The sequence below is a fragment of the Streptomyces tyrfis genome (assembly GCF_037034285.1).
Taxonomy (GTDB): Bacteria; Actinomycetota; Actinomycetes; order Streptomycetales; family Streptomycetaceae; genus Streptomyces.
The window spans coordinates 26018-45910 of the sequence record NZ_JBAGJZ010000023.1; the positions used below are offsets into that span (position 1 = coordinate 26018).

Sequence of the window (19893 nt, forward strand, 5' to 3'; positions counted from 1 at the left end):
GGCAGATCACTGACACACGGTTTCGTCTCCGTGCGCTGACACGTCCTGCCGTGCAGGCGCCGCGGTTCCCCGGTTCCACGCCCGCGTTCCATGCCCCCGCGAGGGCGGCTCGGTCCTTCCCTGCTGCATTGCTCATCCTCTTCGGCAAGGAGAACACCGGGTGTCCACCAAGCATCCCCGCCACCGCTCGTCCACGTCTTCCACTTCCACCACGCCTCCCGCGCACCACGGCGCCGACGCCGGCGCCGTCCTGCGGACCGGCACCTTCACCTGCCTGTGGTGCGGGCTGACCATCGCCACGCTCGCCCCGGACGGCAGCCGCCGCAACCACTGCCCCAGCTGCCTGCACTCGCGGCACTGCCTCGACCACGTCGAGGGCGGCCCGTCCGACTGCGGGGGCCGCATGACCCCGATCTCCATCGCGGTACTGCGTACCGGCGACTGGATGGTCATCCACCGCTGCACCCGTTGCGACGAGCTGACCTCCAACCCGGTCTGCGGGGACGACAACCAGCTCATCCTGATGCGGATGGCCGTGCGCCCGCTGGCCCAACCCCCGTTCCCGCTCGAAGCGTTCGGCGACCTGTGACCGCCCGGCCGCGACCGGGAAGAGGACGGAGGTCCCGCCATGCCACGACGTAGACCGCACCGGGCGGCCCACCGCCGCCCGCAGCGCCGCAAGGACGTGCTGCATTCCCCGGACGCCGTCCGGGGCGACGCGTTCCGCTGCGTCGGCTGCCGGCTCGACGTACCGCTGACCGCGCCGGGCACCGCCCACCGCAACCACTGCCCGCACTGCCTGACCAGCCTCCACGTCGATCTGCGGATTCCGGGCGACCGGGCCTCGGAGTGCCGGGGCAGGATGGCGGCGCTGAGCCTGTCCGTCCGCCCGGACGGGGAATGGGCGCTCATCCACGAGTGCCTGTCCTGCGGCGAACTCAGCACCAACCGCATCGCGGGGGACGACAACGCCCTCGCGCTGATGCGGATGGCGGTGCGCCCCCTGGCGGGCGCCGACGTTCCCGTACGGGCCCTGCTCATGCTGTGACGCGGGGCCGGTGATCCGCCCGCCCGCCCCGGGAACCGTCGAGAGGCACGAGACGGGCGAAGGGCCGGGCACCCGCCGCGGTCGGCGAGGTGTCCGGCCCCTCCGGCGCGTGCCCGGGTCAGCGGGCGACGGCCTTGGTCGCCTTGCTGGTGGCCGTGCCGTTGGCGTGTCCCGTGCGGCGGGCGGTCACCTTCACGGTGATCTTCTTGCCGCGCTGGGCGGACTTGAGGGTCAGCGAGGACTTGGTGGCCCCCTTGATCGCCTTGCCGTCCGCGTACCACTGGTAGGCGTACGAGGTCGGCGCGGGCGTCCAGGCGCCGCGGGCGGCCTTGAGGGTGCGGCCCACCTTCGCGGTGCCGGAAACGGTGGGCGCCTTGGTGGCCTTGGGGGCGGCGCCCGTGGCGATCTTCACTGCGGCGGTGGTGACGGCGCCGTCGGCGTGGCCGGTGCGGCGGGCCGTGACGGTCACCGTGACCTTCTTGCCCAGCAGCGAGGCGGGCACTGTGTACGCGGCGGCCGTCGCCCCCTTGATCGCCGTGCCGTCCGCCTTCCACTGGTAGGCGTACGAGGTCGGCGCGGGCGTCCAGCTCCCGGCCGCGGCGGACAGCTTGACGCCCACCTTGGCGGTTCCGGTGATCTTCGGGGCCGTGGTGGCCCGGGGCGCCGCGCCCTGGGCCGGGGTGACGGCCGCCGAGGTGGCCCGCGCGTCCGGGGAGCCGGTGCGGCGGGCCGTGACGGTCACCGTGACCTTCTTGCCCAGCAGCGAGGCGGGCACGGTGTACGCGGCGGCCGTCGCCCCGGACACCGGCGCGCCGTCGGCGTTCCACTGGTAGGCGTACGAGGCCGGGGCGGACGTCCAGCCGCCGGTGGTCGCGGTCAGCCGCTCACCGACCCTGGCGGTGCCGGTGATCGCCGGGGCCGCGGTGTTCCGCAGCGGGACCGGGGCGACGGTGAACGTGCCGCGCTGGTACACCGCGCCGGTGTGGGTGACCACGGCGAGGCTCCAGGCGCCCGCCTCGGCCCCGGTGAGGTCGAGGACGGCCGTCAGCGTCCGCCGGTCGGCCGAGACCTCGGTGGCGGTGGACTCGATCGTCCGCCCGGCGAGGGCGATGCGCACCTTGTCGTCCTGGTGCAGGGCCGTGCCGGTGACCCGGACCGTCGTCGCGGTGCCGGAGGTGCCCTCCGCCGGGGTGACCGCGCCGACGGTCACCTTCGTCATCCCGCATCTGGCGGCGAAGCAGGGCGCGTCGAGGCGGTACGCCGTCTGCGACGCCTTCTCGGGGAGCGAGAGGACCAGGATGCTCGGGCTGACCTCCCTGCTGTACGGCTCGTTCACGGAGCACCGGTAGCTGCCGGCGGTGGAGCCGCGGACCGCGCAGCCGTTCTTCAGTTTCGTGGCGTACAGCGACGGCACCGCGGTCTCGGCGGCCCCCGAGGTGTCGCCGACCGTCACGTCGAGGCGGTCCGCGTACCCGGTGGGCAGCGCCGCGCAGACGGCGGTGTGCTGCTCGTCGAGGGCGCCGGTCACCGGGCCGTAGCCGTAGCTGATGTCCAGCGGCCGGTCGCATTCGGCGGCGGGGCCCGAGGCGGTGGCGATGCGCAGGGCGTCGAAGCGGTAGGTCTCGGCGGCCTTCTTCGACGGCCTGACGCCGACGAGGGCCTGGTAACTGGTGGAACCGGTCACGGCGCAGGCCTGGTTCCCGCTGCACACGAGGGCGCCGTCCGCGCCGAAGACGTCGAGCTCGGCGGTGCCCAGGGCGTCGCGGACATCGAGGTGCAGGGTGTCCCGGGCGTCGTCCGTGGTGATCTGACGGCAGACCAGTTCGCCGGGGGCGGCCAGGGGGCCGCCGGTGGACGGTCCGCCGACGGCGGTCGCCGGGTTCGGCGCGCAGCCCTTGGCGGCGGCGGTGACATCGCGGCGGGTGAGGAGGTACTCACCGGGGAAGTCCCGGTCGTTGACCAGCACGGTGTGCGCGAGGCCGGGGGTGAGGGCGCAGTGGGTCCAGGTGACGGTGGAACTCTTGAGGGAGCAGACCCGCCGGCCCTCGGTGTCCACCACGGAGAACTGTGCGGGAGCGCCGGAGACCGCTCTGGCCTGGAGGACCTCCCCCGCGCTGTGGTCGTCCGCCGGGATGGTCAGGCAGTGGGAGAAGACTCCGTCGCCGGTCCGGAGGCGGGCCCCGGGGCCGGTGGCGGTGAAGTCCCCGGCCGGGAGGGCCGGGCAGTCGGCGGAGCCGGCCGCGTCGGTGCGGTGCAGGGCGAGGGTGTAGTCGCCGGTCGGCTTGTCCGGGTCACGGGTGGAGACCAGGACCCGGAACGGGGCCCTGCCGCTCGTCTCGCACGAGCCGTCGGCGAGGGAGCCCCCTTCGCAGCGCTGCACGCCGTCGGCGTCGACCAGGCTCAGCTCGGGCTCCGGGCCCTTGCCGTACAGGGGGCTCAGCACGGCCAGGCGGGTGTGGGCGGGGAAGGGCAGGGAGAAGCAGTCGATCTCACCGGGCGCCGCGAACGACCCACGGTGCGTGCCGGGCTCCATGGGCCGGCAGCCGGTGGTGGCGGAGCCGTCGAGGATCAGCGTCGCGTACTCGGTGAGGACGGTGTACTCCCCCGCGGCGGGCAGGTCGCACGCCCGCCCGTCGACGCAGACGGTTCTGCCGTCCCGGCCGTACACGGTGAGGGGCGTTCGGTAGCTCTCCGGGACGGTGTAGGCCGCGTAGCGTCCGGCGGCCGGTGCGGTGAACGTCTTGCAGCCGTTGACCGGGACGGTGGCCGTGGGCGCGGAGCCGTAGGCGTTCAGGGCGACGTGCGCGCAGCCGGCCGGGTCGGAGAGGCGGCGGACGCTGAGTGTGTACGCGGCCGGGAAGCCGCCGTCGGCCTCCTTGACCTGGTAGAGCACCCGGTAGGGGCCGTCGCCGGGCAGCACGCATCCCTCGTTGTTTCCGTCCACGAGCCAGGGGCAGATGTGGGCGCCGCTCTCGTCGGTGATCCAGGACGGGGCCACACCGTGCTTGGTCGTGCTGACGTCCCGGAGGATCCGCTCGCCCGGCTTGCCGGTGAACGGCTGGCAGTGGATCGTGGCGGGCGAGGCCGCCGTGCCCTCGACGGGTGCGGTGCCCCAGCCGGTTCCGATCTCGGGCGCGCAGCCCTCGGCGGTGTTCAGCGGGACGACGGCGACGGTGGGGCTGCTCGGGTCGGGGATGTGGTTCGTCAGCCGGAGCGTGTAGCTGCCCGCTCGCGGCAGTTCGCACCAGTCGATGTCCCACAGCTGGTCGGCGCAATGGACCGGTGTTCCGCTGTCGAGGACCTCGGTGTAGGTGTCGTGATTGCCGCCGACGAGGACGATCAGATGCGGACCGGCCTTCTCGACCGTGAAGGTGCGGCAGGCCGTCCCGCTCGGCGGCACGGACACCGCGTCCTCCGGCGCCTGCCCGAAGACGGAGAGCCGAAGGACGCCGCACTCGTCGCCGGACGCGGCGGAGGCCGGGGCGGTGGGCGTGGTGGGCGTGGTGGGCGCGGTCGGCTCTGTGGACGCGGCGGAGGCGGCCGGCTGGGTGGGCGCGGCCGGTTCCCGCGCGGGTGACGGCGTCGCGGCGAGGGCCTGACCGGCTCCCACCGGCAGCAGCAGGGAGAGCAGGACCGCCAGGGCGAGCAACGGCGTGGTGTACGCCGCGGGTCTCGCGACCGGGCGTGAGCGGTGTGGCATTCGGTTCCCCGGGGACGAAGTCGCGGGCGGGCTCCGGGACTTCGCGTACGCCGGGTCCGAGGCCCGGGCGACATGTGTGGGACTCGTGGAGAGAGCATCCGATGATCGCACACATGTCTCCCCGGACGCACCCTCGTTCGGGGCCGCTCCGGGCCGTTCCCGGCCCCCCGCACCGGCGCCCCGGACCGTCACACGGCCCCGGGCACGGGCACGGGCACTGGTACGTCCACGACGACGGCTGCGGGCGCCGTCACAGGAACTCCGCGTACGCGTCCAGGGCGCGGAGCACCTCCGCCTCCCGGGCGGGCGGCAGTTGCAGCACGACCTCCTCGATGCCGAGGTCCGCGTAGTGCGCCAGCTTCCCGCGGTTCGGGACCACCGCGTACGGGACCACCTGGAGTTGCTTCGGGTCGCGGCCGGCCGACTCCCAGGCGGCGCGCAGTTCCGGCAGGGACTCGGTGAGGCCGCGGCCGCCGATCGGGAGCCAGCCGTCGGCGTGCCGCGCGATGTGGGCGAACAGCTTCGGGCCCGCCGCGCCGCCGAACAGGGTGCGGGGGCCGTTCACCGGGCCGCGCGGCTTCTGCGCCGGCTTGGGGTGCGCGTGGCTGGCGCGCACCGAGCCGAACTCGCCCTCGTACGCGGTCGGTTCGTCCGACCACAGGGCGCGCATCAGGGCCAGCCGGTCGTGGGTGAGCGCGCGGCGGGTCGGCCAGTCCACCCCGTGATCGGCGGCCTCCTCGACGTTCCAGCCGTAGCCGACGCCCAGGGTGAACCGGCCGCCGGAGAGGTGGTCGAGGGTGGCGATCTGCTTCGCCAGGTCGATCGGGTCGTGCTGGGCGACGAGCGTGATGCCCGTGCCGAGGGTGAGGCGCTCGGTGACGGCTGCGGCCTGGGCCAGGGCGACGAACGGGTCGAGGGTGCGGCCGTACTCGGGCGGGAGTTCGCCGCCCATGGGGGCGGGGGTGTCCCTGCACACCGGGATGTGGGTGTGTTCGGGCAGATAGAGCCCGGAGAACCCGCGCTGTTCGAGCTCGCGAGCCAGTCGCAGCGGCGTGATCGTCTCATCGGTGAGGAAGATCGTCGTGGCGATCCGCATCGGGGGCACCTCCGTCGTGGTCGGTCCGGTGACGAGCCCAACGTATGCCGTGCGCTGCGCGAAGCCGAGTGCCCTCGTCGGGCTGTGACGGGCTTTCAGCCGGTGACGGCCTCGACGAGACAGGCGACCGCGCCCACGGCCGCGCCGTAACCCGGGATCGCCAGCAGCGGCCAGGGCACCGGCTGGGGGACGAGGACCCGTACGTGGAAGGCGAAGTCGCGGTACTGGGGCATGCCCTCGGTGCCGGGCAGCACCATGAAACGCGGCTGCACCAGGCAGAACAGCCACCAGTCCAGGACCACCAGGTCGAAGACCACGAGGGCGAGGAAGCAGGACGTCCCGAGAGCGAAGGGCGGCCAGAAGCCCAGCGGACCGCCCGCCCGGGCGTGCAGCGTGAGCACCCCACCCACGGGCACCGCGACGAACACCAGCGCGTTCAGCGGCCCGGCCGCGGCGGCGACGCGCCTTCCCCGCTCGCTCTGCCGCCCGTACCGCTCACGGATCTCCGGCGGATAGTCCGCGAGCAGGGCGTCACGGGCCGCGAGGAGGGCCCCGACGACGACAGCGGCGAACAGCACGACCAGCACGAGCGCGGAGGCGAGGACGATTCCCACTGAATCCCAGCGGTTCATGAGGGACACCCTAGAGGAATTCAGGTATGCCTACCCTAACTTTTCACAACGCGCATCCCGCGTCCCGCGCCCGGTGCGCCCGCGCCGACGGCATCCGGTGCGCCCCGGCGTCGACAGGGTCACAGTGGAGAGTGGAGGGGTGTCCGGGGGCTTCCGGAGGAGGTGTCGGGATGAACGCGACCGGCGCGGGAGACGAACGGTTCCGGGACCACCACGGCGGCCGTTCCGGAACGGCACGGCACACGGGAGCGGACGCGACGGCGCGGCACACCGAGGCGGAGGCGCGGCACACCGAAGCCGGGGCACGGCACGCGGCCCGGCGCACCGAGGCGGAGGCGCGGCACGGGGCAGCGGGACGCCCCGGGGGACCGGGGACGCCGGCCCCCTGTTTCGTCGTGCAGATCCACCAGGCGCGGCGCATGCACTTCGACTTCCGGCTGGAGGTCGGCGGCGTGCTGAAGTCGTGGGCGGTGCCGCGCGGCCCCTCGGAGGACCCGCGCGAGCGGCGGCTGGCCGTGGCCACCCAGGACCATCCGCTGGAGTACCGCACCTTCGAGGGCGTCATCACGAAGGGCGGGTACGGCGGCGGCACGGTGATCGTCTGGGACCAGGGCACCTACCACCCGCTCAGCCACGACCGCTGGGGCACGCCCGTGTCGTTCGAGCAGGCGCTGGAGGACGGGCACGCGACGTTCTGGCTGGACGGCACCCGGCTGCACGGCGAGTTCGCGCTCATCCGTTTCAAGGGCGGCGGGTCCGGCGCGCCGGGCGCGGAGGTGTGGTTGCTGATCAAGGCCAGGGACGGGCAGGCCACCCATGACGGACCGGACGCCCCCGACCCGTACGCGGCCCGCTCGGCCCGTACCGGACGCACCCTGGCACAGGTCGCCGCCGAGGAAGGAGGCGGTTCCCCATGACCGCGCGTGACACCGTGACCGCGCGCGAGGCCGCGAGCGCCCGCGACACCGTGGAGACCCTGCTCGACCGCCATGGCACGACGTACGCGGCCGAGGCCGGCATCCGGCTGCGGAACACCCCGCAGCCGCTGTACCAGCTCCTGGTGCTCAGCGACCTGCTGAGCGCCCGCATCCGGGCGTCGGTGGCGGTCGCGGCGGCCCGCGCGCTGTTCGCCCACGGCCTGCGCTCCCCCGACCGGATGCTGGACGCGACCTGGCAGGAACGGGTCGACGCGCTGGGCGAGGGCGGCTACCGGCGCTACGACGAACGGACCGCCACCCAGCTCGGCGAGGGCGCGCGTCGCCTGCTGGACGACTACGGGGGCGATCTGAGGCGGCTGCGCGAGGAGGCCGACGGGGACCTGGACGTCCTGCGGGCCGGGCTGCGCCGGACCCCGGGCATCGGCCCGTCCGGGGCGGACATCTTCCTGCGCGAGGTGCAGGCCGTGTGGCCGGAGACGGCCCCGTTCGTGGACGGCAAGGCGCTCCAGGGCGCGGAAAGGCTCGGGCTTCCCGCCGAGCCGGGCAGGCTCGCCCGGCTGGCGGAGGAGGCGAGCCACGGCGGCCGGGGCGGACGAGGCGGCCGGGGCGGACGAGGCGCCGACGGGGCCGCCGGGAGCTCGGGCGAGCCCTCCGGCAGCGCCGAGACCGCGGAGCTCGCGGCGGCCCTGGTGCGGGCAGCCCTGGACAAGCACGTCGTGGAGGACGTCCTCGAACACGCCGCGTGAGACGTGAAGACGTGAGCCCGCGAGGCCCACCGCGCCCGGGAACGCACCCGGGAACGCGCCCGAGCCGGCCCGGGCCCCCCGCCACCCCCGACGGGCGACGCCCGACCCCGCCCGCCCTCAGTCCTCCTGCGCCCTCAGTCCTCCTGCGCCCTCGGTCCCCCGTGCCCGGTCCTCCGCGCTCAGTCCTCCACGACCAGCGACGGGGTCTCCTTCGTCAGGATCTCGCCGCGGAAGAACGCCGGGCTGTGGCGTCGCATCATCAGCATCAGCACGAGGCCCAGCAGCAGCAGCCCGACGCCGATCACGAACACCGAGCCGACGCCGAGGACGGACGAGCCGGAGCCGTACGCCGGGTTCCACATGTCGCACAGGGTCTTGACGAAGACCGCGCTGAGCAGCAGGCCGCCGACGACCGGGAAGAGGCCCTTGAAGGTCAGGTCGCGGAAGGAGCGGGTCAGTTCGCCGCGGAAGTACCAGGCGCAGGCGAACGCCGTCAGCGCGTAGTAGAAGCAGATCATCAGGCCGAGCGCGTAGATGGTGTCGACCAGGACATGCTCGCTGACCAGGGTCATGACCGTGTAGAAGACCCCGGTGGCGACGCCCGCGGTGATCGTGGCCTTGCCCGGGGTCCGGAACCTCGGGTGGACGCGGGCGTACGAGGCGGGCAGGGCCTCGTACGTGGACATCGCCAGGACCGTGCGGGCCACCGGGATGAAGGTGGTCTGGAGGCTCGCGGCGGCGGAGGCCAGGACGGCGACGAACAGCAGGACCCCGAGGCCCGGGCCCATGATCGGGCCGGCCAGCGCGGCGAAGACGTTGTCGGAGGTCTCGCGGTTGCCCAGGCCGAGACCGGTGCTGCCGGAGCCGACGGCCATCTGGGCGGCGACGCCGGTCGCCAGGTAGGACCCGACGAGCACGACCATCGCGATGAGGGCGGCGCGCCCCGGGGTCTTCTCGCTGCCGCTGGTCTCCTCGTTGGCGGTCAGACAGGCGTCCCAGCCCCAGAACATGAAGATCGACAGCGACAGGCCAGCCGTGAACGCCGCGAAGGACTTCACCGCGAACGGGTTCAGCCAGGACCAGGAGAAATCCAGCGAGGTGGCGAACTCCCCGCTGCCCGCCTTCCGCACCGCCATCACCACGAACACCGCGAGGACGACGAGTTGGAGACCCACCAGGGCGTACTGGAGGCCCTTGGTGGCGGTCATGCCGCGGTAGCTGACCGCCGTGGCGACGGCGATCAGGGCCAGGCAGGTGACGATGTGGACGGGCTTGCTGCCGTCCAGGGCGGCGATCGCGTCGCTGTTCGTGATCTCGCCCGCGAGCAGCCAGAAGAACGAGGTCGCGACGCCCGCCAGGTTCGACAGGACGATGATCGTCGCGATCACCAGGCCCCAGCCGCACATCCAGCCCACGCGCGGGCCGAACGCCTTCACCGTCCAGGTGAAGGAGGTGCCGCAGTCCGGCATCACCTTGTTCAGCTCGCGGTACGCGAAGGCGACGAGCAGCATCGGCAGGAAGCCGGCCAGGAAGACGGCGGGCATCTGCAGGCCGACCTCGCCCGCGGTGGAACCGAGGGTCGAGGTGAGGCAGTAGACGGGGGCGACGGTGGAGATGCCGATGACGGCGCTCCCCATCAGGCCGACGGAGTTTCCGCCCAGCCCCTTGCCGCGTACCCCGTCGCGGCGCACACCGCCGTCGGCCGGGGCGGCTCCCCGTACCGTGTCTCCGGCCCGCGGCCGCACGTCCAGCTGTGTCATGGAAAGGACGTTATGCGCTGCGATATCCACATCCGGATTTTGAGACGATGGCGTCTCAACCTTGAATTTTCGGTTACGAGCAGGGGAAGTTGAACTCAATCGAAGGCAAACAAGTCCTTTCGGCTTCCGATACGAAGGTCGACTTCGATGGCGGCAGCGTACGGGAATCGCAGTGCCGTCCGTTTTGTGGGGATTAGAAATTTCCCGCGATCGCCCCGCGGGTGTCCGGAAAACGGACACCCGCGGAGATTTCCCGGCTCAGCCGGGCCAGACGATCGCCTGGAGTTCGCTGTACGCGTGCAGGGCGTACGAGCCGACGTCGCGGCCCACTCCGCTCTTCTTGAACCCGCCGAACGGGGCCTCCATGTTCCGTCCGACGGTGTTGACGCCGACCCCGCCGGCCCGCAGCCGGCGGGCAATCCGGAAGGCCCGCGCCACGTCCGAGGACCAGACGTAGTCGACCAGCCCGTAGTCGCTGTCGTTGGCGAGCGCGACGCCCTCCTCCTCGTCGTCGAAGGGGACGACCACGACGACCGGGCCGAAGATCTCCTCGCGGGCGACCCGCATGTCGTTGGCGCAGTCGGCGAGGAGGGTGGGGGCGACGTAGAAGCCCCGGTCCAGTCCGGGCCCGGCGGGGCGCTCGCCGCCGGTGACGACGCGCGCGCCCTCCTTGCGGCCGAGTTCGACGTACGACTCGACGCGGTCGCGGTGGGCGGCGGAGATGACCGGGCCGACGACCGTGCCCCGCCGCGTCGGGTCGCCCACCGGCAGCCGGGCCGCGTAGCCGGCGAGCTTCTCGACCAGGGCGTCGTGGACGCCACGTTGGACGAGCACCCGGGTCGGGGCGGTGCAGATCTGGCCGCTGTAGAAGGAGAACGTGGTGCCGATGCCCGCCGCGGCGGAGTCGAGGTCGGCGTCCTCCAGGACGACGGCGGCCCCCTTCCCGCCCAGCTCCATCAGCTGCCGCTTCATGGCGCGCCCGCAGACCTCGCCGATGCGCTGTCCGACGGCGGTGGAGCCGGTGAAGCTGACCATGTCGACGTCCGGCGCGTCGACGGCGGCCTCGCCCGCCTCGGGGCCGGAACCGGTGACGACGTTGACGACGCCCGGCGGGACGCCCGCCGCCTCCAGCGCCTGGGCCATCCGGTAGACGGAGAGCGGGTCCTGCGGCGCGGGTTTCACGACCACCGTGTTGCCCATGGCGAGCGCGGGGGCGATCTTCCCCGCCGGGTTGGCCCAGGGGTTGTTGTACGAGGTGACGCAGGTGACGACGCCCACCGGCTGGCGCACCGCGAGCGCCCCGAAGATCCCGGCCCGGCCCATCGGACCGGCCTCGTTGATCTGCGGCGGCACCGGCTCCTCGGCCGGTTCCAGCGCGCCCCTGGCGTACCGGCGGAAGCGGGCGGCGCCGACGGCGACCTGCATGCCCCGGGCGGTGCCCGTCGTGGCGCCGCTCTCCGCCTGGGCCAGCGCGGCGTGCGCGGGGAGGTCGCGCAGCATCAGGCCGGCGGCCCGGTCCAGGATCGCGGCGCGCTCCTCGGGGCGGGTGCGCGACCAGCCGTCCAGCGCCTCGCGGGCGGCGGCGGCCGCCGCGTGCACCTGCGCGCGGCTCGCCTCGGGCGCGAGGCCGACGACCTCCTCGGTGGCCGGGTTGATCACCTCGTAGTGGCCGTGGTCCGGTTCGGTCCAGGTGCCGCCGATGAAGAGGCGGCGGGGCTCGTCGCTCACGCGGTGCTCACCGTCCGGGTGTCGCGGCCGGAGCGGAGCACCGTGCCGGGGACCGCGCCGGTCACCTTGTCGTCGCGCAGGGTCTCGACGCCGTTGACCCGCACCGACACGATGCCGATGGCCTTGGCGTCGAGGCGGGGGCTGTCGCCGGGCAGGTCGTGCACCAGGGTGGCGGGTCCGGCGTCGACGCGTTCGGGGTCGAAGAGGACGAGGTCGGCGTGGTAGCCCTCCTCGATCCGGCCCCGTTCGCGGAGCCCGAACAGCCGGGCCGGGTCGTCGGTGAGCATCCTGACCGCCTGTTCGAGGGGGACGAGCCCGCGCCGCCGCAGGCAGTCCCCGAGGAACCGGGTGGTGTAGGGGGCTCCGCACATGCGGTCCAGGTGGGCGCCCGCGTCCGAGCCGCCGAGCAGGACGTCCTCGTGCTCCCAGGTCTGCCGGCGCAGCTCCCAGGAGGCGGGGTCGTTGTCGGTGGGCATCGGCCACAGCACGGTGCGCAGTTCGTCGTTGGCGCAGATCTCGACCAGGCAGTGGAAGGGGTCCTGGCCGCGTTCGGCGGCGATGTCGCGGACGACCCGGCCGGTCAGACCCTCGTTGGCGGCGCTGTAGGTGTCCCCGATGACGTACCGGGCGAAGTCGGCGAGGCGGCGGAAGACGCCCGCCTCCTTGCTGTCGGCGCGGCGGAGCATCTGGGCGCGGGTCGCGGGGTCGCGGAGCCGCTCGATCCGTTCCGGGACGGGCAGGGCCAGGATCTCGCCCCAGCCGGGTATCAGGTTGAGGGCGCAGAAGGTGCCCAGCGACATGTTCATGGGGGTGAGGATCGGCATGGTGAGCGCCACGATCCGGCCCCCGGCCCGGCGGGCGCGTTCGCTGGGGACGAGCTGGCGCGGCACCCGCTCCGGGACGGCGGCGTCGATGGTGAGGACGTTCCAGTTCAGCGGGCGCCCGGCGGCGGCGGTCAGGTCGACGAGGAGGTCGATCTCGTCGTCGGAGAACTGGTCGAGGCAGCCCGCCACGATCGCCTCGATCTGGGTGCCCTCGTGTTCGCCCACCGCGCGGGCGAGGGCGAGGAGTTCCTCGGGGCGGGCGTGCCGGGAGGCGACCGGCTTCCCGTCGCCGTCGGAGTGGGTGGAGGACTGGGTGGTGGACAGCCCCCACGCCCCGGCGTCCATGGCGTCGTGGAACAGCGCGAGCATGGCGTCGAGCTGTTCGGGAGTGGGCTGCCCCCCGATCGCGTCGGCGCCCATGACGTGCCGGCGCAGGGCGCAGTGGCCGACCATGAACCCGGCGTTGACGGCGATCCGCCCTTCGAGCGCGTCGAGGTACTCGCGGAAGCTGGACCAGGACCAGTCGACGCCCTCCTCCAGCGCCGCCAGGGCCATGCCCTCCACCCGTGCCATCATGCGGCGGGTGTAGTCGGCGTCGTCCGGGCGGTCCGGGTGGAGCGGGGCGAGGGTGAATCCGCAGTTGCCGCCGACGACGGTGGTGACGCCGTGGTTCATCGACGGGGTGGCGTACGGGTCCCAGAAGAGCTGGGCGTCGTAGTGGGTGTGCGGATCGACGAAGCCGGGGGCGAGGACGAGCCCGGTGGCGTCCTCGCTGGTGACGGCCTCCTCGCCGAGGGTGCCCGGTTCGGCGACGACGGCGATGCGGCCGTCGCTGATGCCGACGTCGGCGCGGTACGAGGGGCCGCCGGTGCCGTCCACGACGGTCGCTCCGCGGATGAGGTGGTCGAGCATGACGGGTTTCCCTTCCGTGGTCCGTGTTGTCCAACCGCGTTCCGTGTCGTCGTCGTCCGGCCGCGGGCGGATACGGGTACGTGGGCGGGCGGCGCGACGCCCGGTGCCCGGGGCGGGGTGGGGCGGCCCGGGCGCGGTACGTGGGGGGAGCGACGGACCGCCGGGGCGCGGCGGGGTGCGGAGCCGGGGTGCGTACGGCCGCGGCACGCACCCCGGCTCCGCGCAGCGGCGGTCCGGGAAGACGCCGCAGCTCTCTGGCCCCGCCTGCATGCACGGCCTCCGGCCCCGCTGAGGCCTCCTTCCAGCCCTGCCGAGGCCGCCCTTCCAGCCCCTCCGGCGATTGAGGAGCGGGGGCCCGGGGGCAGAGCCCCCGGTTACGGGAAGGGGCGGGCAGGGGAAAGCCCCGCCGCAGGCGCAACACAGACGCCACGCACCCGCACCACCGCCCACCACCGCACCACCCCGCGCGCCCCGCGCGCTACGCGCGCCCCGCGCGCCCCGCCGCGGCCCGGAACCGTGAGGTCCGATGCACCGGGTCCGTGTCGATCTTCGGGATCACGTGCTCACCGATCAGCCGGATCGAGTTCAGCGTGTCCTCACGGCCGATCCCGATCGGCATCCCGAAGCTCAGCTGGTCCGCGCCCGCCTGCTCCCACCGCTTGCACTGGCGCAGCACCTCGTCCGGGTCGCCGCAGATCATCAGCTCCTCGGCGATCAGCAGCTCGATGATCTCCTCGGTGTACTCGGGCAGCAGCTCGGGCCACTCGGGGATGCCCTCCGGCCGGGGGAACGTGTCGTGGTAGCGGAACAGCAGCGACTGGAGGTAGTTCAGCCCGCCGCCCACCGCGATCTCGACGGCCTTGGCGTGCGTCTCGGCGCAGATGGCGGTGGAGGTGACCATGACGTTGTCGTTGACGAAGTCCCCGATGGGCTCGGCCTCCTTGACGGCCGTCTTGTAGGACTCGACGACCCACTCCATGTCGGAGACCTTCTGCACGCTGAAGCCCAGCACGCCGAGCCCCTTCTTCCCCGCCATCGCGTACGAGGAGGGCGACCCGGCGGCGTACCACATCGCCGGGTGCGACCCCCCGTACGGCTTGGGCAGGACCTTGCGCGGCGGCAGCGACCAGTGCTTGCCCTGGAAGCCGGCGTACTCGTCCTGGAGCCACATCTTGGGGAACTCCGCGATGGTCTCCTCCCAGAGCTCCTTGGTGTGGTTCATGTCGGTGATGCCCGGCATGAAGCCCAGGATCTCGTGGCTGCCGGCCCCGCGCCCCGAGCCGAACTCGAAGCGGCCCTCGGAGAGGTGGTCCAGCATGGCGACCTTCTCGGCCACCTTGACGGGGTGGTTGACCGGGGCCAGCGGGTTGAAGATGCCGGACCCGAGATGGATGCGCTCGGTGGCGTGCGCGAGGTAGCCCAGGTACACGTCGTTGGCCGACAGGTGCGAGTACTCCTCCAGGAAGTGGTGCTCGGAGGCCCAGGCGTACTTGAAGCCGGACTTGTCCGCCTGGATGACGTACTCGGTCTCCTCGATCAGCGCCTTGTGCTCGGCCTCGGGGTCGATCCTGGCCCGTGCGGCGGGCACGTACCCCTGTACAAAGAGCCCGAATTCCAAGGGGGTTCACCGTCCTCAGTCGCCCTGACTTTTCTTCTGACGAACTTTTCTGACGTATCGTCAGATCGTGATGCGTCCGACTGTTCCACCGCCTCCCGCACCCGTCAATACCTGATACACCGTCAGATACGTTCGGCTCCGGGCCCGCTCAGAAGGGGCTGACGCCCGCCAGCCAGCCGCCGTCGATGACGAACGGCTGCCCGGTGATGTACGAGGAGTCGTCCGAGGTCAGGAAGAGCGCCAGGGCCGCCACCTCCTCGGGCCGGCCGATCCGCCCCAGCGGCACCAGCTTGCGGTACAGCTCGGCCACCGCCGCCGCGGTCTCCGCCGGATCCGCGTCCGGGTCCAGGGCCGCCGGATTGGTCATCGCGGTGTCCACGGCGCCGGGGCAGACGGCGTTGACCCGTATGTTCCTGGCGGCCAGCTCCATCGCCGCCACCTTGGTCAGGCCGAGCACCGCGTGCTTGGTCGCGGCGTAGGCGCCCACGAACGCCATGCCGGTGAGCCCGGTGTACGAGGCGGTGTTGACGATCGTCCCGCCGCCCGCGGCCCCGATCTCGGGCGCGACGTGCTTGATCCCGAGGAACGCCCCGATCTGGTTGACCTGGACGACCTGCTGGAACTCCTCCAGCGGCGTGCTCACCAGCTCGTTGAAGCGGAGGATCCCCGCATTGTTGACCAGCCCGTCGATCCTCCCGTACGCGTCCTTCGCGGCGGCCACGGCGGCCCGCCAGTCGTCCTCCGCGCCCACGTCCAGGTGGACGAACCGCACGGCGTCCGCCCCGTGCTTCCCGCACAGCTCCCCGGCCAGGGCCTCGCCCTGCTCGTCGAGCACGTCCCCGATCACCACCTGCGCGCCCTCCGCCGCGAAGAGCCGCGCCTCCTGCTCGCCCTGCCCGCGTGCCGCACCGCTGATCAGTACGGTCCGCCCGTCCAGCTTGCCCATGTCCGAGTACCTCCTACGCACCGAGAAGGGGTGCGACCTCGGCGGCGAACGCCGCCATCTGGTCGGTGAGTTCGTCACGGCTCCGGCTGCGGAACCGGACCTGGATCTGGTGGACGCCCATGGCCGGGTACGCGCGCAGCGACTCCGCGAGCGCCTCCGGCTTCCCGCTGAGGGTGCGCCGCCCGACCGGCCACCCCGGGTCGCCGACGTACAGCGGCTCGGCGATCGCCCCGACGACGATCGGCTCGGCGATCCCGGCGGCCTCGCGCAGTTCCCCCAGCCGGGCGATCTGCGCGGGCAGCCGGTCGCGGGGATCGCCCTGCGGCAGCCAGCCGTCGCCCCGCAGCGCGGCCCGGCGCACGGCGGCGGGCGAGGAGCCGCCCACCCAGAGAGGCACCCGCTCCTGGGCGGGACGCGGCAGCTGCCCCAGCCCGGAGAAGGCGTACCGCTCCCCCGCGAACTCCGGGTACTCCTCCGGCCCCAGCGCCGCCCTCAGCGCGTCGACGGTCTCGTCGAGGAGCCCGCCCCGCCCGTCGAAGTCCGCGCCCAGCGCCTCGAACTCCTCGGGCACATGACCGGCCCCCACCCCGAGGATCAGCCGTCCGCCGCAGAGGTGGTCGAGCGTGGCGTACTGCTTGGCGGTCACCAGCGGATGCCGCAGGCCGACCACCGCCACATGGCTCATCAGCAGCACCCGCTCGGTGATCCCGGCGAGAAAGGCGAGGGTGGCGACCGGGTCGTACCAGACGGTCCCCATGACATCGGCGAGCCGGCGCGGGATCGCCACGTGATCACAGCTCGCCAGATAGGCGAAGCCGGTGCGGTCGGCGGTGCGGGCGATCTCCGCGAGGTCGACGGGGGTCGCCGCCGCCTCCCACCCCTCCGCGAAGATCGCGCTCTGCGACTGGATCGGGAGCTGCATTCCGTACGACAGCGGCCCGGTGGTCATGATCGGCACCGAACAGCCTCCTTCCGTAGCCCGAAGGAATCTGACGCACCATCACCTGACGGGCGCGAGGTCATCGTCGTACCTGACACTCCATCAGACAAGGGCCGCGCAACGAGCGGAACTCCCTACAACGCGCCGTCCCGTCAGACCGGCCAGGATTCCCCGGGATCATCCAGCCACGCACGCTGCTCACCCGGAGTGACCGTGAGCCCGAACCGGGTCACGCCGGGAGAGCCCCGGTCCCGCCACCAGCGGTGGGCCCCGGCCACCTCGTCCCATAGGCGGCGCGGGCCCGACTGCCAGACCTCCGCCTCCCGCTCCCCCTCGCGGAACATGGCGCAGGCCCACGACAGGTCCGACAGGCTGTAGAACCAGACGGGTCGTACGCCGTCTCGCTTCGCGGCCACGGCCTGGCGGCACCGGGGCACCCGGAGGCCGAGCACGAACGGCAGGTCCGTGAACCGGCCTGTCAGGAACCGCCCTTCCGCGAGCGGAGTCCTGGTCTTCTCCGCGTTCTCCAGGGGGCCGGCCGCCAGGTAGTCGACATGGCGGACCGCGGGGCCCCTCTGCCCACGGAGCTTCATGAACTCCACGGGCCGGGTGAACGGCCCGGTGGCCACCCCCCTCCCGACCTCCAGGCGGACCACGGCGTCCGCGTTGCCGTAGGCGGTGCCCCACGGCGCGAGGATCACCCCGCCGGGCCGCGTCTGCTCGATCCACGCCATGGGCACCCGGCGGATGCCGACCGTAACCAGGATGCGGTCATACGGGGCCGTGCCGGGGTGGCCTTCGAATCCATCGCCCACGACCGCCTCCGGGCGCAGGCCGTATGCGCGAAGGCGTTCCCGAGCCGTCGCGGACACGGCCGCGTCCACCTCGATGGTCGTCACCTGGCGGTGCCCCAGGCGGTGGGTCAGCGCCCCGGCCGTCTCGCCGGTGCCCGTGCCCACGTCCAGCACCCGCATCCCGTCCTCCACCGTCAGGTCCCGAAGGAGCGAGTAGACGACGGACGGCATGGACGAGGAGCTGGTGGACAGTTCCCCCGGGTCCGGCCCCCGGTGCGCCCCGTCGTCCCATTGGGTCACGATCGGAACGTCGCTGTCCGCCGCCGCGTACCAGGCGTCCGGGTCCTTCCGCCTGTCGACGGCCACGCTCGCGCGGGCCGCCATGTCGTACGGCCACATCAGATCCGGCAGGAACGCCGCCCGGTCCACAGCCCCGAACGTGGACGCCCAGTCCGGGGACAGCGCTCCGGATTCCATCAGGAGCCGCCCCAGTTCCTCGCGACCGGGGCGGTCCGCACGGAGAGCGCCGGGTGTCACTTGCGGTGCTTCCCGTCCCCTTCCGGGCTTCCGCCGTCGGGGCTCGGCGGGTCCTGCGGGGGCTGCCAGGGCTGGCCGGGCAGATTGTCTTCGTCGCCCCCGTGGACGTACGGGCCGATGCGTACCCTCATGGTCCGTCTCTCCTTCGTTCTGGTGCGTGGTGTCCGGCCACCCCGGTGAGTGAAGCCCGTCGGCATGCCGTCGAGTCGGGGTCCGGCCGGGGCGCCCGTGGCGTGCGCGCCGGGACACGCCCCCGGCACCGCAGCCGACCGCTGCCGACCGTCGCCTTCAGGGCTCTCCCTCGGTGGTCGCCGCGACCAGCACGCTAGAGACACCGGACGAAACACACCAAGGCAGTTCCAGCCGGATCACTCCAAAGTGTCGACAGCCGCCGAAATCAGGGCCCGCGCTTCGGCTCCGTGGACCGCCGGGCCGGGAGAACTCTCCGCAGGAGCGGTGAGGAGCGGACGAGTCAGGCGCGCGCTCCCGGGAACAGGAAATCGCCCTCGATCTCGACCCGGGTCGGGGGCTTGCTCCCGTCGTAGTAGTTCACGTCCTGCGTCACCGCCGTGCAGCGCAGCCGGAACCGGTCGCCGTCACGGGAGAGGACGGTGATCCGGTTGTCGCACAGCGCCTGGTGCTCGCAGTAGTACAGCAGCGACATGCACGAGTCCTCGTCGTCGCCCCGCACCCCCGGCATCACGAACTCCCGCCCCACCAGGGCGTCCACATCGATCTCGGGCAGCTCCACGCCGACCTCCGCCGTCGGCGCCATCCCCAGGGACTCGGTGTCCTCGCAGCGCCGGGCGCCGTCGGGGTCCGCCGCGATCTCGAACCAGAGCGTGACCGGGCCCTCGCGCCCCTCCGCCCCGGAGACCCAGACGTCGGCGGACGCGATGCGGTACACCTCGTCCCCGTTGAACCGGTGCAGGACGAACCGGCCACCAGCAGGGCCCGCCCCCGCCGCACGCTCGCTCATCCCACGATCCTCTCGCCGCCCGCCACTCCGCCACTCACCGTACCGACGGGGGCGGCGGAGTACGCACGGGGTGCGACGGGCGGGGCCACGAGGCCCACGCGGGCAAGACGCGGGCCCCGCCCCGGCCACCGCACCGGACACCCGTCATCGCCTCGGGCGACGCCGTCAGACGGCCCCGTTCCGCACGGCGGAGACGAAGGCCTGCCAGGGGGCCGGACCGAAGACGTGGGCACCACGGCTCCGGGCCTTGCTGTCCCGTATGGCCTGACGGCCCGAGGCCAGAGCGGCATGCTCGACGCAGTCGTTGTTCGAGCCGCTGTACGTGCTCTTGTGCCAGACCGCGGCCTCCAGCTCGGCGACTTCGACCTGGGGAACCAGTTCCTCGATCACGGTTCACCCTCCTTGTTGAGAGCGCGAATGTACCGCCGAGGCTCAGCCGGAGACAGTGTCACCGAAGCCAATTCGGCCCGCCCTCTTGGATCAGACCGCACCGTTCCTCACGGCGGTGACGAACACCTGCCACGGAATCGGGCCGAAGGTATGGGCTCCCAGACCCCGGTCCTTGCTGTCCCCCACCGCGACCAGGCCGTCCGGGGTCGTCTGGGTCTCGACGCACTCCCCGCCGTTGTCGGTGCTGTACGAGGACTTCGTCCACGCGTCGGCGGGGAGGTCGTGCCGCGTCATCTGGGGTACCT

At 72.9% G+C, this 19893-nt stretch carries 18 protein-coding genes; 4 read left to right on the top strand and 14 right to left on the bottom strand.

Features of this window, described 5'->3' with window-relative positions; all coding sequences use genetic code 11:
- Positions 1 to 160: 160 nt before the first annotated feature.
- Both WA762_RS18945 and WA762_RS18950 read left to right on the top strand, forming a co-directional pair.
- Positions 161 to 589, top strand: coding sequence for an RNHCP domain-containing protein (locus tag WA762_RS18945; RefSeq protein WP_443080628.1), 429 nt, complete (start codon positions 161 to 163; stop codon positions 587 to 589).
- A gap of 39 nt (positions 590 to 628) precedes the next feature.
- Positions 629 to 1048, top strand: coding sequence for an RNHCP domain-containing protein (locus tag WA762_RS18950; RefSeq protein WP_335937050.1), 420 nt, complete (start codon positions 629 to 631; stop codon positions 1046 to 1048).
- A 118-nt stretch (positions 1049 to 1166) separates the two neighbouring features.
- On the opposite strand, the gene WA762_RS18955 is transcribed toward WA762_RS18950, so the two are convergent.
- The 3 genes from WA762_RS18955 to WA762_RS18965 all read right to left on the bottom strand — a co-directional run bounded on the left by WA762_RS18955 (position 1167) and on the right by WA762_RS18965 (position 6476).
- Positions 1167 to 4748: a hypothetical protein gene (locus WA762_RS18955; protein ID WP_335937051.1), complete on the bottom strand. Its 3582-nt coding sequence runs from the start codon at positions 4746 to 4748 to the stop codon at positions 1167 to 1169.
- Between the two features lie 250 nt (positions 4749 to 4998).
- Positions 4999 to 5844 (bottom strand): LLM class F420-dependent oxidoreductase, encoded by an 846-nt coding sequence (locus WA762_RS18960; protein WP_335937052.1) that lies wholly within the window; start codon positions 5842 to 5844, stop codon positions 4999 to 5001.
- Positions 5845 to 5939: 95 nt separating this feature from the next.
- The gene (locus tag WA762_RS18965; protein WP_335937053.1) at positions 5940 to 6476 is read right to left on the bottom strand and encodes a hypothetical protein; all 537 of its coding nucleotides are present in this window, start codon (positions 6474 to 6476) and stop codon (positions 5940 to 5942) included.
- Between the two features lie 395 nt (positions 6477 to 6871).
- Between WA762_RS18965 and WA762_RS18970 the strand changes: the two genes are divergently transcribed.
- Both WA762_RS18970 and WA762_RS18975 read left to right on the top strand, forming a co-directional pair.
- The gene (locus WA762_RS18970) at positions 6872 to 7393 is read left to right on the top strand and encodes a DNA polymerase ligase N-terminal domain-containing protein (RefSeq protein WP_335937139.1); all 522 of its coding nucleotides are present in this window, start codon (positions 6872 to 6874) and stop codon (positions 7391 to 7393) included.
- Complete coding sequence (locus WA762_RS18975) at positions 7390 to 8160, top strand: HhH-GDP family DNA glycosylase (RefSeq protein ID WP_335937054.1); 771 nt, start codon at positions 7390 to 7392, stop codon at positions 8158 to 8160. Before WA762_RS18970 ends, WA762_RS18975 begins: the two co-directional genes overlap by 4 nt.
- Before the next feature lie 179 nt (positions 8161 to 8339).
- On the opposite strand, the gene WA762_RS18980 is transcribed toward WA762_RS18975, so the two are convergent.
- The 11 genes from WA762_RS18980 to WA762_RS19030 all read right to left on the bottom strand — a co-directional run bounded on the left by WA762_RS18980 (position 8340) and on the right by WA762_RS19030 (position 19882).
- Positions 8340 to 9920 (bottom strand): APC family permease, encoded by a 1581-nt coding sequence (locus WA762_RS18980; protein ID WP_335937055.1) that lies wholly within the window; start codon positions 9918 to 9920, stop codon positions 8340 to 8342.
- Between the two features lie 258 nt (positions 9921 to 10178).
- Positions 10179 to 11648 carry an aldehyde dehydrogenase family protein gene (locus WA762_RS18985; RefSeq protein ID WP_335937056.1) on the bottom strand — a complete coding sequence of 490 codons (1470 nt, stop codon included), beginning with the start codon at positions 11646 to 11648 and terminating at the stop codon, positions 10179 to 10181.
- On the bottom strand, positions 11645 to 13384 hold the full coding sequence (locus WA762_RS18990) for an N-acyl-D-amino-acid deacylase family protein (RefSeq protein WP_335937057.1): 1740 nt from the start codon (positions 13382 to 13384) through the stop codon (positions 11645 to 11647). Before WA762_RS18990 ends, WA762_RS18985 begins: the two co-directional genes overlap by 4 nt.
- 478 nt (positions 13385 to 13862) lie before the next feature.
- Positions 13863 to 15002 (bottom strand): LLM class flavin-dependent oxidoreductase, encoded by a 1140-nt coding sequence (locus tag WA762_RS18995; RefSeq protein ID WP_335937058.1) that lies wholly within the window; start codon positions 15000 to 15002, stop codon positions 13863 to 13865.
- A gap of 148 nt (positions 15003 to 15150) precedes the next feature.
- Positions 15151 to 15948 carry an SDR family NAD(P)-dependent oxidoreductase gene (locus WA762_RS19000; protein ID WP_335937059.1) on the bottom strand — a complete coding sequence of 266 codons (798 nt, stop codon included), beginning with the start codon at positions 15946 to 15948 and terminating at the stop codon, positions 15151 to 15153.
- A 13-nt stretch (positions 15949 to 15961) separates the two neighbouring features.
- Positions 15962 to 16897 (bottom strand): TIGR03619 family F420-dependent LLM class oxidoreductase, encoded by a 936-nt coding sequence (locus WA762_RS19005; RefSeq protein WP_443080631.1) that lies wholly within the window; start codon positions 16895 to 16897, stop codon positions 15962 to 15964.
- Between the two features lie 143 nt (positions 16898 to 17040).
- Entirely contained in the window at positions 17041 to 18159 is a 1119-nt protein-coding gene (locus WA762_RS19010) for a methyltransferase domain-containing protein (protein WP_335937061.1), read from the bottom strand.
- 56 nt (positions 18160 to 18215) lie between these two features.
- Entirely contained in the window at positions 18216 to 18350 is a 135-nt protein-coding gene (locus tag WA762_RS19015; protein WP_335937062.1) for a hypothetical protein, read from the bottom strand.
- A gap of 341 nt (positions 18351 to 18691) precedes the next feature.
- Positions 18692 to 19198, bottom strand: a complete 507-nt coding sequence (locus WA762_RS19020) for a hypothetical protein (protein ID WP_335937063.1) — start codon at positions 19196 to 19198, stop codon at positions 18692 to 18694.
- A gap of 165 nt (positions 19199 to 19363) precedes the next feature.
- Positions 19364 to 19588 carry a DUF397 domain-containing protein gene (locus WA762_RS19025; RefSeq protein ID WP_335937064.1) on the bottom strand — a complete coding sequence of 75 codons (225 nt, stop codon included), beginning with the start codon at positions 19586 to 19588 and terminating at the stop codon, positions 19364 to 19366.
- 90 nt (positions 19589 to 19678) lie between these two features.
- Positions 19679 to 19882: a DUF397 domain-containing protein gene (locus WA762_RS19030; protein ID WP_335937065.1), complete on the bottom strand. Its 204-nt coding sequence runs from the start codon at positions 19880 to 19882 to the stop codon at positions 19679 to 19681.
- Positions 19883 to 19893 lie beyond the last annotated feature (11 nt).

Excerpts from the sequence above, each read along its gene's own strand:
- WA762_RS19015 (WP_335937062.1), bottom strand. The coding sequence starts at position 18,350 with ATGAGGGTACGCATCGGCCCGTACGTCCACGGGGGCGACGAAGACAAT.
- WA762_RS18965 (WP_335937053.1), bottom strand. The coding sequence starts at position 6,476 with ATGAACCGCTGGGATTCAGTGGGAATCGTCCTCGCCTCCGCGCTCGTG.
- WA762_RS18950 (WP_335937050.1), top strand. The coding sequence starts at position 629 with ATGCCACGACGTAGACCGCACCGGGCGGCCCACCGCCGCCCGCAGCGC.
- WA762_RS19000 (WP_335937059.1), bottom strand. The coding sequence starts at position 15,948 with ATGGGCAAGCTGGACGGGCGGACCGTACTGATCAGCGGTGCGGCACGC.
- WA762_RS19005 (WP_443080631.1), bottom strand. The coding sequence starts at position 16,897 with ATGACCACCGGGCCGCTGTCGTACGGAATGCAGCTCCCGATCCAGTCG.
- WA762_RS18960 (WP_335937052.1), bottom strand. The coding sequence starts at position 5,844 with ATGCGGATCGCCACGACGATCTTCCTCACCGATGAGACGATCACGCCG.
- WA762_RS18955 (WP_335937051.1), bottom strand. The coding sequence starts at position 4,748 with ATGCCACACCGCTCACGCCCGGTCGCGAGACCCGCGGCGTACACCACG.
- WA762_RS19030 (WP_335937065.1), bottom strand. The coding sequence starts at position 19,882 with ATGACGCGGCACGACCTCCCCGCCGACGCGTGGACGAAGTCCTCGTAC.
- WA762_RS19020 (WP_335937063.1), bottom strand. The coding sequence starts at position 19,198 with ATGAGCGAGCGTGCGGCGGGGGCGGGCCCTGCTGGTGGCCGGTTCGTC.
- WA762_RS18980 (WP_335937055.1), bottom strand. The coding sequence starts at position 9,920 with ATGACACAGCTGGACGTGCGGCCGCGGGCCGGAGACACGGTACGGGGA.
- WA762_RS18990 (WP_335937057.1), bottom strand. The coding sequence starts at position 13,384 with ATGCTCGACCACCTCATCCGCGGAGCGACCGTCGTGGACGGCACCGGC.
- WA762_RS19010 (WP_335937061.1), bottom strand. The coding sequence starts at position 18,159 with ATGGAATCCGGAGCGCTGTCCCCGGACTGGGCGTCCACGTTCGGGGCT.
- WA762_RS18975 (WP_335937054.1), top strand. The coding sequence starts at position 7,390 with ATGACCGCGCGTGACACCGTGACCGCGCGCGAGGCCGCGAGCGCCCGC.